14 protein-coding genes are annotated in these 15,544 nt (G+C 66.8%); 7 read left to right on the top strand and 7 right to left on the bottom strand.

The window, feature by feature from the left end; all coding sequences use genetic code 11:
* Positions 1-2 precede the first annotated feature (2 nt).
* The 3 genes from IE224_RS08515 to IE224_RS08505 all read left to right on the top strand — a co-directional run bounded on the left by IE224_RS08515 (position 3) and on the right by IE224_RS08505 (position 2,493).
* Positions 3-1,010 carry a sn-glycerol-3-phosphate import ATP-binding protein UgpC gene (locus IE224_RS08515; RefSeq protein WP_191309432.1) on the top strand — a complete coding sequence of 336 codons (1,008 nt, stop codon included), beginning with the start codon at positions 3-5 and terminating at the stop codon, positions 1,008-1,010.
* A gap of 67 nt (positions 1,011-1,077) precedes the next feature.
* Entirely contained in the window at positions 1,078-2,178 is a 1,101-nt protein-coding gene (locus tag IE224_RS08510; RefSeq protein ID WP_191309430.1) for a M4 family metallopeptidase, read from the top strand.
* A gap of 33 nt (positions 2,179-2,211) precedes the next feature.
* Complete coding sequence (locus IE224_RS08505; protein ID WP_167622439.1) at positions 2,212-2,493, top strand: protealysin inhibitor emfourin; 282 nt, start codon at positions 2,212-2,214, stop codon at positions 2,491-2,493.
* 76 nt (positions 2,494-2,569) lie between these two features.
* On the opposite strand, the gene IE224_RS08500 is transcribed toward IE224_RS08505, so the two are convergent.
* The 7 genes from IE224_RS08500 to IE224_RS08470 all read right to left on the bottom strand — a co-directional run bounded on the left by IE224_RS08500 (position 2,570) and on the right by IE224_RS08470 (position 7,694).
* Positions 2,570-3,631 (bottom strand): DUF475 domain-containing protein, encoded by a 1,062-nt coding sequence (locus IE224_RS08500; protein WP_167622440.1) that lies wholly within the window; start codon positions 3,629-3,631, stop codon positions 2,570-2,572.
* 97 nt (positions 3,632-3,728) lie between these two features.
* Positions 3,729-4,691: a magnesium transporter CorA family protein gene (locus IE224_RS08495; RefSeq protein ID WP_191309428.1), complete on the bottom strand. Its 963-nt coding sequence runs from the start codon at positions 4,689-4,691 to the stop codon at positions 3,729-3,731.
* Between the two features lie 101 nt (positions 4,692-4,792).
* Positions 4,793-4,996 (bottom strand): CsbD family protein, encoded by a 204-nt coding sequence (locus IE224_RS08490; protein ID WP_167622442.1) that lies wholly within the window; start codon positions 4,994-4,996, stop codon positions 4,793-4,795.
* Positions 4,997-5,066: 70 nt separating this feature from the next.
* On the bottom strand, positions 5,067-6,014 hold the full coding sequence (locus tag IE224_RS08485; protein WP_191309426.1) for a 2-hydroxyacid dehydrogenase: 948 nt from the start codon (positions 6,012-6,014) through the stop codon (positions 5,067-5,069).
* Positions 6,014-6,346 (bottom strand): tRNA-binding protein, encoded by a 333-nt coding sequence (locus IE224_RS08480; protein WP_191309424.1) that lies wholly within the window; start codon positions 6,344-6,346, stop codon positions 6,014-6,016. The genes IE224_RS08485 and IE224_RS08480 overlap by 1 nt, the downstream gene beginning before the upstream one ends.
* The gene (gene proC, locus IE224_RS08475; RefSeq protein ID WP_191309422.1) at positions 6,343-7,155 is read right to left on the bottom strand and encodes a pyrroline-5-carboxylate reductase; all 813 of its coding nucleotides are present in this window, start codon (positions 7,153-7,155) and stop codon (positions 6,343-6,345) included. The genes IE224_RS08480 and proC overlap by 4 nt, the downstream gene beginning before the upstream one ends.
* 35 nt (positions 7,156-7,190) lie before the next feature.
* On the bottom strand, positions 7,191-7,694 hold the full coding sequence (locus IE224_RS08470; protein WP_191309420.1) for a type III secretion system chaperone family protein: 504 nt from the start codon (positions 7,692-7,694) through the stop codon (positions 7,191-7,193).
* 198 nt (positions 7,695-7,892) lie between these two features.
* Between IE224_RS08470 and IE224_RS08465 the strand changes: the two genes are divergently transcribed.
* The 4 genes from IE224_RS08465 (at position 7,893) to IE224_RS08450 (ending at position 15,488) form a co-directional block, all read left to right on the top strand.
* The gene (locus tag IE224_RS08465; protein WP_191309418.1) at positions 7,893-8,807 is read left to right on the top strand and encodes a threonine-phosphate decarboxylase; all 915 of its coding nucleotides are present in this window, start codon (positions 7,893-7,895) and stop codon (positions 8,805-8,807) included.
* Positions 8,808-8,883: 76 nt separating this feature from the next.
* Positions 8,884-12,216, top strand: a complete 3,333-nt coding sequence (locus IE224_RS08460; RefSeq protein WP_191309416.1) for a transglutaminase family protein — start codon at positions 8,884-8,886, stop codon at positions 12,214-12,216.
* Positions 12,217-12,222: 6 nt separating this feature from the next.
* Entirely contained in the window at positions 12,223-14,610 is a 2,388-nt protein-coding gene (locus IE224_RS08455) for a circularly permuted type 2 ATP-grasp protein (protein ID WP_191309414.1), read from the top strand.
* Positions 14,610-15,488, top strand: coding sequence for a transglutaminase family protein (locus IE224_RS08450; protein ID WP_191309412.1), 879 nt, complete (start codon positions 14,610-14,612; stop codon positions 15,486-15,488). The genes IE224_RS08455 and IE224_RS08450 overlap by 1 nt, the downstream gene beginning before the upstream one ends.
* Positions 15,489-15,544: the final 56 nt, after the last annotated feature.

Below are 15,544 nucleotides of genomic sequence, written 5' to 3'. Positions count from 1 at the left end.
AAATGGCATCAATAACCCTCGACAAGGTCGGCAAGATCTATGCCGGCGGCACCCGCGCCGTTGGCGACGTGAACATCGACATCGCGGACGGGGAATTCATCGTGCTGGTCGGCCCGTCCGGCTGCGGCAAGTCCACGCTGCTGCGCATGGTCGCCGGGCTGGAATCGATCAGCGAAGGCACGGTCCGCATCGGTGACCGCGTGGTCAACGACATCGAACCCGCCGACCGCGACATCGCCATGGTGTTCCAGAACTATGCGCTTTATCCGCATATGTCCGTGCGCCAGAACCTGGCCTATGGGCTGAAGAACCGCGGCACCCCAAAACCCGAGATCGAGCGCCGCGTGGCCGAGGCCGCCGAGATCCTGCAGATCGGCCCCTTCCTGGACCGCAAGCCCCGCGCCCTGTCCGGCGGCCAGCGTCAGCGCGTCGCCATGGGCCGCGCCATCGTGCGCGAACCGGCGGCCTTCCTGTTCGATGAGCCGCTGTCGAACCTGGACGCCAAGCTGCGCGTCACCATGCGGCTTGAGATCAAGGAATTGCAGCGCCGGCTGCGCACCACCTCGATCTATGTGACGCATGACCAGTTGGAAGCCATGACACTCGCGGACCGGCTGGTTGTACTGAACGCGGGACGGATCGAACAGATCGGCACCCCGCTGGAGGTTTATCGCAAGCCGGCCTCGACCTTCGTGGCCAGCTTCATCGGCAGCCCGGCGATGAATCTCATCAGCAGCACCGCCTTGCCCCATCTGCCGGGCGTCGCCCATGCAGGCACCATCGGCATCCGCCCCGAGGATCTGACGGTCTCTGCCACCGGTCCGATCCTGATGGATGTCCTTGCGGTCGAGGAACTGGGCGCGCAACGGCTGGTCCACGGCCAGACGGGGGGCGAGCGGCTGACGGTCACTCTGTCCTCGAACGCGGAACTGTCGGACAGCCTGCGCCTGGACTACCGCCCGGGGTCGCTGCACCTTTTCACTGCCGGCGAGGGTCGGCGCATCGACTGATGTTCTAGTTTTGTTCTAGGTGACGCCATGGTATCATAAGGCGAGTTTCCAGAAAGGGATTCGCCTCATGTGCTTTTCGCTGAACGGTTCGCATCGCCATTCGATCCATTGCATCGTTCCGCCCTACATGCTGCGGGTGCTGGCCCTGCGCGGCGATCCAAGAACCGCCGAGATGGCGCGGAGCCTGCTGAAGCAGACCGAGAAACTGCGCGACGACCGCGCCGAATTGACGCGCGCGGGTCTGCCGCCGGACAAGCCGTTGTCCGGTGCTTTTGCCTCAACCGCCGTCTTTCCGGCCGAGGGCCTGTGCTGCCCCGACCGCCGCATCCATGACGGCCAGTTCCGCGCCGCCCTGCCCGGCAAGCTGGTCCGATCGGAAGGCGACGGTCCCACCGGCATTGCCGATGCCGACACGGCCTATGACGCGGCGGGTCAGGTCTTTTCACTGTTCGCCGAGGAATATGGCCGCAATTCGCTGGACGGGGAAGGAATGCCGCTGGTCGCCACGGTCCATCACCGGCGCGATTACAACAACGCCTTCTGGAACGGCACCCAGATGGCCTATGGCACCGGCGACGGCAAGGTCTTCCGGACCTTCCTTGAACTGTCGGTCATCGGGCACGAGATGGCCCACGGCGTGATCCAGCATTCCGGCGGGCTGATCTATGAAAACCAGTCGGGCGCGCTGAACGAAAGCATCGCCGATGTCTTCGGGTCGCTGTCGCTGCAACGCGCCCTTGGGCAAGAGGTCCATCAGGCCGACTGGCTGGTCGGCCGCGGCATCCTGGGCCCCGGGATCAACGGCGCGGCCCTGCGCAGCATGAAGGCACCGGGCACGGCCTATTCCGACAACATGCTGGGCCAGGATCCCCAGCCCTGGCACATGGATCATTTCGTCACCACCACCGACGACAATGGCGGCGTTCATATCAACTCGGGGATCCCCAACCACGCCTTCTACCTGTTCTGCGCCTATCTGGGCGGACGGGCCTGGGAACTGCCGGGCCGCATCTGGTACCGTGCGCTGCAGACGCTGAACAACCCCATGGCCAGCTTTTCCGACTGGGCCGACCAGACGATGGATTCGGCAATCGAACTGGCGGGCCGCGGCAGCATAGAGACGGTGATGCTGCGCCGCGCCTGGAAACTTGTCGGAATCGCGATCTAGGCCTAGATTCCCCCCGACAAGGGGGATCATGCCATGATCATCGAAATCGCGGCGCAGGGCGGCTTTGGCGGCATCACCGCCGGGCGGCTGCACAAGACCATCGACCTGGCCCACCAGCCCGAGCAGATGCGCCAGGATCTGGCCGAGGCTTTCGAGCCCGAGGAACTGGCCCGCCTTGCCAGCCAGCCCTGCGGAGACTGCGCCGACCGCATGACCTATCGCATCACCGTGACTGAGGATCGCGACAGCTGCAGCTTCACCCTGCAGGAACAGCAGATCCCGCCCGACATGCTGGATCTGATCGACCAGATGTAGAAAAGGCAGCCCGCAGGACTGCCCTTATCTTCGTTGCGCGATTATCTTCGGGGGGAAGCGCCCCCACCTGAGCGGATCAATCCTGCGCGACATCCTTGTGGCGCCGGTTCCACATGACCGAGTTGACAAAGGCCGTGGCGATGAAGACCGCGCCCAGAAGCCCCGTCACCACTTCGGGGAGGTGCCACATGGTCTGGCCGAACATGATGATCGACAGGATCAGGATGGACCAGAAGGCGCCATGTTCCAGATAACGGAACTCGGCCAAGGTGCCGCGTTCGACCAGCATGACGGTCATGGACCGCACATACATCGCGCCGATGCCCAGGCCGATGGCGATCAGGAACAGGTTCTGCGTCAGGGCGAAGGCCCCGATCACGCCGTCAAAGCTGAACGAGGCATCCAGCACCTCGAGATACAGGAATCCGCCCAAGCCAGCCTGCGCCGCCGTGTGCGATGCTTCCTGTGCCTTGCCCCAGCGGTCGAGGATGTGGCCAAGCGCGTCGACGGCCAGGAAGGTCACGATGCCCCACATGGCACTGTACATGAACACCTGCTCGTCCCGGTTTTCCGGCAGCAGCCAGACGAACAGCAGGATGATGGCCAGAACGAATCCCACTTCCATCCCCCGGACCGAACCCGCGGCCCGCAGCGCACGCTCGATCTTGGCGATCCAGTCCACTTCCTTGGACTGGTCGAAGAAGAAGGTCAGCGCCACAAGCATCAGGAAGGATCCGCCGAACGCGGCGATGGGCAGATGCGCCTCGTGGATCAGGCGGGAATATTCCTCGGGGTCGGTCGCGGCCAACTGGATCGCGGCCAGGGGCCCGATCTTTGCAGCAATGACGACGATCAGCAGCGGAAAGACGATCCGCATCCCGAAGACGGCGATCAGGATCCCCCAGGTCAGGAAGCGGCGCTGCCAGACCGGCGTCATCTCCTTCAGCTTGTTCGCGTTGACGATCGCATTGTCGAAGGACAACGAGATTTCCAGGACCGCCAGCACGATGGCGATCATCAGGAAGGACAAGAGGCCGGTGGTCGATCCGGTAAAGCGGTAACCCAGCCAGCCCGCCAGGGCGACGCCAGCGACGGTGGTGATCAGCGGCCACCGCAGATAGGACAAGGACGAGCGCATGAAATCCTCCCGGTAAGGTCGTGCCCCAATAGGGGCATGGCGCCACAGCGGCAAGCCGAATTGCGACATCTTGGCACAGGCCGGGGCCGATTGACCATCACAGCCAACGCTTCCATCGCAGGACCAGCCACGTGGCCCCCGCAGTGGCCGCCATCAGCGCGATGGCCATGGGATAACCCCAGGGTTCGTCCAGTTCCGGCATGGATTCGAAGTTCATCCCGTAGATGCTGGCAATCAGGGTGGGCGGCAGGAACAAGGCCGCCACGACCGACAGAACCCGGACGGTGTTGTTCTGTTCCAGGTTGATCAGGCCAAGGGTCGTGTCCACGGCCAGGCTGACGCGTGAACCCAGGAAATCCGCATGGACTTCAAGCGCCTGAACATCGCGCAACTGTCCCTTGACCACCGGGCGCAGCCGGCCGGATTCGCGCTGCTCGTCGACTGCCGCGATATAGAAGGCCAGCATCCGCTCGATCGTGAGCAGCGACAGGCGCACCCGGGCCATCGCCTCGGCCTCGCGGCCCACCTCGCGCAGGGCGGATTGCAGGCGATCGCCCTGCCCCCGGATCGATGGCGTCTCGAAGACGGTGATCGTGGTGTTGTCCAGAAGCCGCCCCGATCCTTCGAGGATGTCGGCGAGGCGGGCGATGATCTCCTCGATCAGGCCGATGAACAGGCGGTGTGGCGTCCCGCAGCCCAGGGTCGAGCGTTCGCCGCGTTCGGGGAATGTCAGGAAGGGGCGCGGCGAATGGTGGCGCACCGTCACCAGGCGCTGCGGGGACAGGATGAAGCTGACGGGCATCGTGACCCGGTTGCCGTCGCCCCTTTCACCCGGCAGCACGGCGGTCATGTAGTCCACACCCGTTTCGCGATAAAGCCGGTTCGAGATCTCGATCTCTTCCATGTCGGCCAGGGTGGGAACGTCGACGCCCAGGTCGCGCAGCAGCGCGGTCTCGGCCTTGTCGGGGGCGATCAGGTCGATCCAGATCGCGTCGGCCAGCGAGGCGGCCTGATCCTGGCAGGCGATGCGACCATCGCGGATGACATAGGCATACATCATGGCGGCACCCCCGCTGCGGATTTCCGGCCTTCGTAGCCTGCCGCCGGGCAAAGAAAAAGGGTGCCCCGCAAGGCACCCTTCGCCATCAGGCGCGGCCGCGATCAGAACGTGCGGTCACGGAAGTGATCGTCGATCTGGCGGTTCGCCTCGTCCTTGGACCAGCCGTATTTCTCTTGCAGCTTGCCGGCCAGTTGGTCTTTGTTGCCGTCCAGGCGGTCGAGGTCGTCGTCGGTCAGGTCGCCCCACTTTTCTTTCAGGGTGCCCTTGGCCTGCTTCCATTTGCCTTGGATGATATCCCAGTTCATTCTTCGCTCCTTCGAAGCTGTGATCTGAGGAATTAACATTTCTCAATTCACCGCGGTTCCACGGACGCGGTCAGTTCACCCGGTCACGAGGTGCGCGCCCCTCGGCATAGGCCACCAGGTTATCAAGCGCGCGCAGCCCCATGGCGGTGCGGGTGTCGTCGGTCGCGGTCCCCAGATGCGGCAGCAGCGTCGTGTTGGGCGCATCCAGAAGCGCCTGCGGCACGACCGGCTCTTGCTCATAGACGTCCAGCCCCGCCCCGGCGATGGCATGGCTTTGCAGTGCCTCGATCATCGCGGCCTCGTCCACGACATCGCCGCGCGCGATATTGACCAGGTAACCCTGCGGCCCAAGCGCCGCCAGTTGGGGCGTGCCGATCAGGTGCCGCGTGCCGGGCCCGCCCGGCACCGCCAGGACGGCGATATCGGCCTCGGCCAGCATCGCCTCCAACTGTGGGATCTGGCGGGCGGGAAAATCCAGCCCCGTCACGGTCGAGCGGTTGAAGAACACCACCTGCATCCCGAAGCCGAAATGGCAGCGGCGCGCGATGGCCTGCCCGATCCGGCCCATGCCGACAATGCCAACCGTCCGGCCCGACAGATGCCCGCCCAGAAGCTGCGTGGGGTTCCAGCCGGTCCAGTCGCCCGCGCGCAGGATCCGCTCGCCCTCGGACGCGCGACGCGTGGTCATCAGCATCAGCATGACGGCAATGTCGGCAGTGGCGTCGGTCACCACATCGGGTGTGTTCGTGACCACGACCCCGGCCGCCTTTGCCGCCTTCACGTCGATATGGTTGAAGCCCGCCCCGAAGTTCGCCAGGATTCGGCAACGCGGCGCATCGGCAAAGGCTGCGGCGGTGAAGGCATCGCCCAGCGTCGGGATGATCGCGTCATAGTCGCGCAGGGCAGCAGAGGCTTCGGCCTCGGAGAGGCGGGTGTTGTCGCGGAAGGTCGCGTCGAACCGGCCGGCAATGGCGCGCGTCGCGCGGTCCGTCATGGGACGGGTGACAAGCAGGCGCATCAGTACAGCCTTCCTCCGTTCGGGACATCCAGATCGGGACGGATCAGCACGACTTCTCCGTCCGGGTCGGGGACGCCCAGGACCAGAACCTCGGACCGGACGGGGCCGATCTGGCGGGGCGGAAAGTTCACCACGCAAAGCACCTGCTTGCCCACAAGGGCTTCGGGGTCGTAATGCCGCGTGATCTGGGCCGAGGACTTGCGTTCGCCCAGATCCCCCACGTCCAGCCACAGCTTGATCGCGGGTTTGCGCGCCTCGGGGAAGGGTTCGGCGCGGGTGATGGTGGCGACCCGGATGTCGACCTTCAGGAAATCGTCGAAGCTGATGGTCATTGCCCGCGCCCCAGTTCGCGCCCGCGTTCGGTGGCAGCAGCGACCGTGCGCGCCATCAGGGGGGGCAGGCCGCTGTCGGGATCCATCAAAACCCGCAGGCCGGCAGCGGTCGTCCCGCCGGGCGAGGTGACGTTTTCGCGCAAGACCGCCGGATCCTCGTCTGCGTCGATGGCCAGGGCACCCGCCCCTGCGACCGTCATCCGCGCCAGTTCCAGGGACAGGTCGGCGGGCAGGCCTTGCGCCTCGCCGGCCTTGGCCATCGCCTCGATCAGGTGGAAGACATAGGCCGGGCCGCTGCCCGACAGGCCGGTGACGGCGTCCATCTGGTCTTCCCGCTCCAACCGGACGACCCGGCCCACGGCGGCCATCAGCGCCTGCGCCAGATCCAGATGCGCATCCGTGGCAAGGCCATTCCCGATCATGGCGCTGATCCCCTGCCCGATCGCGGCGGGCGTGTTGGGCATCACGCGGATGATCGGGGAACCGGGAAAGGCGGCCTCGAATGTGGCGATGGTGGTGCCTGCCGCGACCGACAGGACCAGCGTGTCGGACAGCCTGGGCACGCCGCCCAAGGCCTCGGCCATCATCTGCGGCTTGACGGCCAGAACCAGCACGGCGGGATCGGCAGGCAGGTCGGCGTTCACGCGCAGGCCCTTGTCCTGCCATTCCGGCGAAAGCCGCGGGTCGATCACCGTGACGGCGCCAGGTTCCAGCCCCCGCGCCAGCCAGCCGCGCAGCATCGCGCCGCCCATGCGACCGCAGCCGACCAGAACCAGGCCGCGCCTGTTGATATCGTCGAATTCGCCCATCCGGCCCCCCATCCGTTGCCGGGGCCGTCTGCCCCTTATGCCCGTCCGTAGGCCTCGCCCAAGGCGATGTCCAGTGCGGCGGCAGGGCTGCTGTTTCCCCAGGCAACCAGTTGGAAGGACGGATAGAACCGTTCGCAACCCATCAGCGCGTTGCCGATCATCTGGTCAACCTGTTCGGCCGAGGCTACTGCGTCGCCGCCCAGCACCAGGCCATAGCGCCAGACCATCAGCCGCTGCTTGGACCAGAAGGTGAAGCCGCCGTCCCAAACCTGGTCATTGGCCAGGTTCAGCGTCTCGTAGATCGCGGACAGCCGGTCCGCGGGCGGGTCCAGGTCGAAGGTGCAGATCAGGCGCAAAACCTCCTCGCCGGCGGACCAGGCGAGCGTCAGCGAATAGCGCCGCCACTGGCCATCCACCGACATTGCGATCTGGTCGTCGGCCAGGCGGTCGAACTGCCAGTCGTGATGCGCGGCGACCGCCTCGACAATGTCGATGGGATGAATCTCATCGGTCGGAATTATCGCTTCCGTCTGTGCCATTCCTGCATCCTCAGTCGGGAGCGATTCTGACGCCGCTTGCCCTAGGTCGTGCCACAACAGGCGGGTTGGTAGCCCGAATGTTCTTACTAGATATCGTCGTTCCGATTTGCTCTGCTGTAAAGCGAAATCTGCTGAAACGGTGGGCGGGGCTGCAGCCCCTGCCCCGCCATGGCGGATGCGGGGCGTCATGGACGGATCATGCAGCGGGACGACGACCAGGGGCTTGACCAGGCCATCGCGGATTTTGGTCCGGGGGACTGGATCGACCTGTCCACGGGACTGAACCGGCACCGCTGGCCGGTGAAGTCGCTGCCGCCGCAACCCGCGGCATCGGCCACGGCGGCCCTGCGCCGGGCTGCGGCACAATGGCTGGATTGCGATCCGGCGCAGGTTCTGCCCGTCGCTGATTCTTGGTGCGCCGTCCTGCGCCTGCCGCCCGGCCAGGCAGCGGTCCTGGGATCCAGCCATGCGGAAGAACGCCTGCGCGCAGCGGGTTGGGCGCTGCGCCCGGGCTTGGCCCCCTTGGATCCGGCAGGCGCGGATCTGGTCGTGGTCGCCAATCCCGCCGGTTCGGACGGGCGGGAATGGCAGCCGGGCGCGCTTGCGGAACTGGCCCGGAACGTGCCGCGCCTGGTTGTCGACGAGAGCCTGGCCGACCCGCGCCCCGACCTGTCCCTGGCCCCGATCCTGCCCGCCAATGCCCTGGTCCTGCGCGAGCTTCAGCCGTTCTGGGGCCTTCCGGGACTGGGCCTTGTGCTGGGGGATCCCGCGCTGTTGGCCGACATTGCGGACCCTTGCCCGGTCCAGGGCTGCATCCTGGGACAGGCGGCGGCAGCCCTGGCCGACCGCAGCTGGGCCGATGACATGGTGCTGTACATGACCGAGGCATCGCTGCGCCTTGACCGCATTGCTGCGGCCGCAGGATGGCGGATGGCGGGCGGGACGCATCTGTTCCGGCTTTACGACACGGGCGATGCGCGGGCGGCGCAGGACCGGCTGGCGCGCGTCCATCTCTGGACGCGCCGGGCGGCGGGCAGCGACAGGCTGCTGCGGATGGACATTCCGTTGCGCCGGGAATGGGATCGCGTTTCAGCGGCAATGCGCGAAATATAGGCAGGGGCGCCGGGATCCCTCGCCCCCCTGATCACATTGTGTAAGCTGGGGCAAAAGAGCAGCGGGAACTGACATCATGTCGATCAAGGCCAGCATCTATCACCTGACGCATTACAAATACGACCGTCCGGTGGTCCTTGGCCCGCAGGTGATCCGCCTGCGGCCCGCGCCTCATTCCCGCACAAGGGTCTTGTCGCATTCGCTGAAGGTCGCGCCCGAAGGCCATTTCGTGAACCACCAGCAGGATCCCTTCGGCAACTGGCTGTCCCGCTTCGTCTTCCCCGAACCCGTGCGGGAGTTGAAGATCGAGGTCGATCTGGTCGCCGACATGACCGTGTATAACCCCTTCGACTTCTTCGTCGAGGATGCCGCGGAAACCTGGCCCTTCGACTATGCCCCCGAACTGGCCGAGGAATTGATCCCCTATCGCGCCACGGAACCCGCCGGGCCGATGCTGCGGGCGTTTCTGGACAGCATCCCGCGCACGAAAACCCGCACCGTCGATTTCGTGGTGGCGCTGAACGCGCGCATCGCGGGCGAGACGGCCTATACGATCCGGATGGAGCCGGGGGTCCAGACGCCCGAGGAAACCTTGACCCTGCGCAGCGCATCCTGCCGCGATTCAACCTGGCTGCTGGTCCATGCGCTGCGGCATCTGGGCTTTGCCGCGCGCTTCGTGTCGGGCTATCTGATCCAGTTGAAGCCCGATCTGCAGGCGCTTGACGGTCCGTCGGGCACCGCCCATGACTTCACCGACCTGCATGCCTGGGCCGAGGTCTATATTCCCGGCGCAGGCTGGATCGGGCTTGACCCGACATCGGGCCTGCTGACCGGGGAAAGCCATATCCCGCTTGCGGCAGCGCCCCATTACCGCAGTTGCGCGCCCATTTCCGGCGCCGCCAGCTTTGCCGAAGTCGATTTCAACTTCGACATGCAGGTGCGGCGGGTGGCCGAACATCCGCGCATCACCAAGCCCTTCAGCGAAGAGGCCTGGACCGACCTGAACCGCCTCGGCCAGCAGGTCGACGCCGCCCTGCGCGAAGGCGACGTGCGCCTGACCATGGGGGGCGAACCGACCTTCGTGTCCATCGACGATTTCGAATCCGCCGAATGGAACACCGCCGCCGTGGGGCCGACGAAACGCGACCGGGCCGACATCCTGATCCGCAAGCTGCGCCAGCGCTTCGCCCCCAGCGGCTTCCTGCACTACGGCCAGGGCAAGTGGTATCCGGGCGAGACGCTGCCCCGATGGACCTTTTCGCTTTACTGGCGCAAGGACGGCCAGCCGGTCTGGCAGAACCCCGACCTGATCGCGCAGGAAAGCGCGGCCGAGGCGGTGACGCCCCTGCACGCGCAGGAACTGCTGCGCGAGATGGCCGCCGAACTGGGCGTTCCCGACGACAATGTCCTGCCCGCCTATGAAGACCCCGCAGAATGGCTGGTGCGCGAGGCGAACCTGCCAGCCAATGTCACGCCCGAAAACAGCGAACTGGCCGACCCCGAGGCGCGCCACCGTATTGCCGCCGTCTTCGACCGGGGCCTGACCACGCCCACGGGCTTCGTGCTGCCGGTCCAGGCCTGGCAGTCGAAAGCGAAGCTGAAATGGTATTCGGAACGCTGGCGTCTGCGGCGCGGCCATGTCTTCCTTGTGCCCGGCGACAGCCCGGTCGGGTATCGGCTGCCTCTGGCCTCGCTGCCGCATCTGCCGGAATCAGTCTATCCCTACATCAACCCCACCGACCCGACGGTGGAGCGTGCGCCCCTGGCCAATCCGGGCGAGATCGCACCCGATCGCAAGTCGCAGCCCATGGCCAGCTTCGTCGCCAATGCGCCGACGCAGGACCTGGTCGAACAGGTGCCCGGCATGGGAGAGGCGGAATTGCAGGGCATGGTCCGCACCGCCCTGTCGGTCGAACCCAAGAACGGGCGGCTTTGCGTCTTCATGCCGCCGGTGGCGACGCTCGAGGAATACCTGGACCTGCTGCACGCGGTCGAGGCTGCGGCCCTGCGCCTGAACCTCAAGGTGCATGTGGAAGGCTATGCGCCGCCGCACGACCCGCGCCTGAACGTGATCCGGGTGGCCCCCGACCCCGGCGTGATCGAGGTGAACATCCACCCGGCCTCTGACTGGGACGACTGCGTGGCGATCACCCAGGGCGTCTACGAGGATGCGCGCCAGTCCCGCCTGGGTGCGGAAAAGTTCATGATCGACGGCAAGCACACCGGCACCGGCGGGGGCAACCATGTGGTCGTCGGCGGTGCCACCACCAATGACAGCCCGTTCCTGCGCCGCCCGGACCTGCTGGCCAGCCTGATCCGGCACTGGAACCGGCACCCGTCGCTGTCCTACCTGTTCTCGGGCCTGTTCATCGGGCCCACCTCGCAGGCGCCAAGGATCGATGAGGCCCGGCACGACGCGCTTTACGAACTGGAAATCGCGCTTGCGCAGATCCCCTCGCCCGACCGGGGCACGCCGCCCCTGCCCTGGCTGACCGACCGGCTGCTGCGCAACATCCTGACCGATGTCACCGGCAATACCCACCGGGCGGAAATCTGCATCGACAAGCTGTATTCCCCCGACGGTCCCACCGGCCGCCTGGGCCTTGTCGAGTTCCGCGGCTTCGAGATGCCGCCCGACCCGCGGATGAGCCTTGCGCAGCAATTGCTGCTGCGCGCCCTGATCGCGCGGTTCTGGAAGACGCCTGCCACAGGCGATCTGACCCGCTGGGGAACGGCGCTGCATGACCGCTTCATGCTGCCCCATTTCGTCTGGGCCGATTTCCAGGACGTGCTGCGCGACCTGACCGACCACGGCTTCCCCATGCAGGAGGAATGGTTCAAGGCCCAGGCCGAATTCCGCTTCCCCTTCTGCGGCGAGGTCGAGATCGAGGGGGTCCATCTGGAACTGCGCCAGGCGCTTGAACCCTGGCATGTGCTGGGGGAAACGGGCGCGATCGGCGGCACGGTCCGCTATACCGACAGCTCCACCGAACGGCTGCAGGTCAAGCTGGCCTCGCCCGATCCCAGTCGCTACCAGGTGCTGTGCAACGGGCGCGCGGTGCCGCTGACGGATGTGGGCGCAGGGGAAGCCGTGGCAGGCCTGCGCTACAAGGCCTGGCAGCCGGCATCCGCGATGCATCCTGTCCTTCCGGTCGATGCGCCGCTGACCTTCGACATTCTCGACACCTGGTCGAACCGCGCGCTTGGCGGCTGCATCTATCATGTCGCGCATCCCGGCGGGCGCAATTACGACACCTTCCCCGTCAACGGCAACGAGGCCGAGGCGCGCAGGCTGGCCCGCTTCAGCCCGCATGGCCATACCCCGGGCCAGGGGCTTGTTCCCCGTCCCGAGCGCATTCATCGCGAATTCCCGCTGACGCTGGATTTGCGTCGCGCCACGGGAGTCTGACCCGGCATGGGCGGCGAAGGCGCCATCGCCACGGGCCGGAGACGGGTTGCAGGCTATCGCCCCCTGCCCGGCGTCCCGGACGAGATGCTGGACAAGAACGGCCAGGTCCGTCCGCTGTGGCGCAACCTGGTCGCGCATCTTGACGCGCTGTCGGACGAGGATCTGACCCGCGACCTGGCGCGCGCCGATCGATATCTGCTGGATAGCGGCGTCTTCTATCGCCAATACGGCGAAGGCCAATCGACGGAACGGCCCTGGCCCTTGAGCCATATCCCGGTGCTTCTGGCCGAGGACGACTGGGCGCGGATCGGCCGCGCCCTGACCCAGCGGGCCGACTTGCTGGAAGCGGTGATGGCGGATCTTTACGGTCCGAACGAATTGGTGGCCTCGGGGCGGCTGCCTGCCACGCTGGTGGCGGGCAATCCCGAATGGCTGCGCCCGATGGTGGGCATCAAGCCACGCGGCGGGCATTTCCTGCACTTTCTGGCGTTCGAACTGGGACGCGGCCCGGATGGGCAGTGGTGGGTGCTGGCCGACCGGACGCAGGCGCCCTCGGGCGCGGGTTATGCCTTGGAAAACCGTGTGGCCATCTCCCGCGCCTATTCCGAACTTTATCCGGACGGGAACGTCCATCGTCTTGCGGGCTTCTTCCGCGACTTCCGCGACGCTCTGCAGGCCCAGTCGCGCGAACGGGATGGGCGAGTGGCGATCCTGACGCCCGGCCCGATGAACGAAACCTATTACGAACACGCCTATATCGCCCGCTACCTTGGCTTTACGCTGCTGGAGGGCGACGATCTGGGCGTGTCGAACGACCGGCTGATGGTGCGCACCGTGCAGGGGATGCGGCAGGTCGATGTGCTGTGGCGCAGGCTTGACGGGCAATATGCCGACCCACTGGAACTGAACCCCGCCTCGCGCATCGGCACGCCCGGCATGGTGGCGGCGCTGCGGTCGGGGGCGGTGGCGATGGTCAACTCGCTGGGCTCGGGGGTGCTGGAAACGCGGGCCCTGATGGCCTTCCTGCCGCAGCTTGCCCCGGATCTGGTCGGCGCGCCGCTGGCCATGCCCAACATCGCCACCTGGTGGTGCGGCACCGAGACGGCACGGGCGGCGGTGCGGTCCAGCCCGCGCCGGATGGTTCTGGCGGACGCGCTGACCACCCACCCGCCCTTTGATCCCGCAGATGACCTGACCCGCGCCGTCACCCTGTCGCCCCAGGAACTGGACCGCCGCCTGTCACGGCAGGGCGGTGACCTGGTCGCGCAAGAGGCCGTCACCCTGTCCACGACCCCTGCCCTTGTCGAGGGCAAGCTGGTCCCCCGCCCCATGACCCTGCGCGTCTATCTGGCCCGCACCGCCGATGGCTGGGCCGTGATGCCCGGCGGCTTCGCGCGGATCGGCTCGGCATCCGAGGCCTCGGCCGTCGCGATGCAGAAGGGCGGCGCGGCGGCGGATGTCTGGGTGGTGGGGCGCGATCCGGTGCCCGTCATCACCCTGGCCCGGCAGGCCGGCAGCGCCGACAAGCGTCAGGCCGCGGGCGGCCTGCCCGCGCGGGCTGCCGACAACCTGTTCTGGCTGGGCCGCTATGCCGAGCGGGCCGAAGGGATCGTGCGCCTGATGCGCGCCTATCACACGCGGATGGCCGAAGCGGGCGCGGCGGGGGCGCCGCTGCTGGCGGGCTTCGATCCGCTGCTGCGTCAGATGGGCATCGACACGCCCGATCCCATCCCGCAGAAGCTGCTGGACAACCTGGCCGCCGCCATCGGCAGCGCCAGCAGCGTGCGCGACCGTTTTTCCCCCGATGCCTGGTCGGCGCTGCACGACATCGACCGCAGCGCGCGGCGCATGGCCCGCACCGTGTCACCCGGCGACGATGCGGCCCGCGCGTTGTCGGCGCTGCTGCGCAAGCTGGCGGGGATTTCGGGTCTTGTGCATGAAAACATGTACCGCTTCGTCGGTTGGCGGTTCCTGACCATCGGGCGGCTGCACGAACGCGCGATGGGCATGGCCGCGCTGCTTGCGGTCCTGTGCGACCCGGACGCCCCCGAAGGCGCCCTGGATCTGGCGATCGAGGTGGGCGACAGCGTGCTGACCCATCGCCGTCGATTTGCGCTGAACGCGTCCCGGGCGTCGGTGATCGACCTGCTGGTCCTGGACCCGCTGAACCCGCGCGCGCTGCGCCACCAGATCGACGGCTTGCGCGAACAGGTGGACATGCTGCCTGCGGCCAACGACCATGGCGCGCTGTCGCCGCTGGCCCGCGACGCGCTGCGGCTGCACACCGATCTTGCCACCGCCGAGCCCGAGACGCTGACGACCGAGGCCTTGTGGGCGCTGCGGGGCCGCATCGCCAGCCTGTCCGACGTTCTGACAACCACCTATTTCCACTGATGCTGTATCGCCTGCGCCTGTCCATCGGATACGACTTCGCCCGCCCTACTGGCGCGGGGCGGCAGCTTCTGCGCATCAGTCCTGCCGACCTTCCCGGCCTGCAAGAGGTCCAGCAGGCCAGCATCACCATCACCCCGAAGCCCACGGAACGAAGCACCTTCACCGATTTCTTCGGGAACGAGGTCACGCAGCTTGTCCTGCCCGCCGGGCTGACGCAGGTGCGCTTCGACATGGCGGGCCGGGTGCTGCGTCTCGAGGATGAAACGGAACTGGATCTGTCCGCCACGCTGGACGGGCTGCGGGCCGACCTGAACGAAGTCACCGATCTTGGCCCCCATTCGCCCCATCATTTCCTGCGCCCCTCGCCCCGCATCCCGCAGGTGGGTCCGATCGCCGATTTTGCCCGCAAGGCCTGCACCGCCGCCGCCACCATGCGCGAGGCTGTGGAATGCCTGGGGCTTGCCCTCCACGACTACATGCGCTTTGACGCCCGCGCGACCGAAGTGGACACGCCCGTCGCCGCAGCCTTTGCCGGGCGGCACGGGGTATGCCAGGATTTTTCGCAGATCATGGTCTCGGGCCTGCGCAGCTTTGGTATCCCGGCGGCCTATGTCTCGGGCTTCCTGCGCACGGTTCCCCCGCCTGGCAAGCCCCGGCTGGAAGGGGCCGACGCCATGCATGCCTGGGTCCGCGCCTGGACCGGGGCCGAGGCGGGCTGGTGCGAATACGACCCAACCAATGCCTGCTTCGTGGGGGCCGATCACGTCACAATCGGCTATGGCCGCGATTATGGCGATGTGGCACCCGTCACCGGATCCATGCGGCTGGCCGGGGGGCAGTCGACCAGCCACAGCGTCGATATCCTGGCCGAAGATTAGCATTCCCTGCCGCATCAGGCACAAGCGGGATGACTCCCCGCGCAAGGCCATGCCAT

This window comes from Paracoccus aerius, assembly GCF_014656455.1.
Lineage (GTDB): Bacteria > Pseudomonadota > Alphaproteobacteria > Rhodobacterales > Rhodobacteraceae > Paracoccus > Paracoccus aerius.
This window is presented reverse-complemented; position numbering and strand designations above follow the sequence as displayed.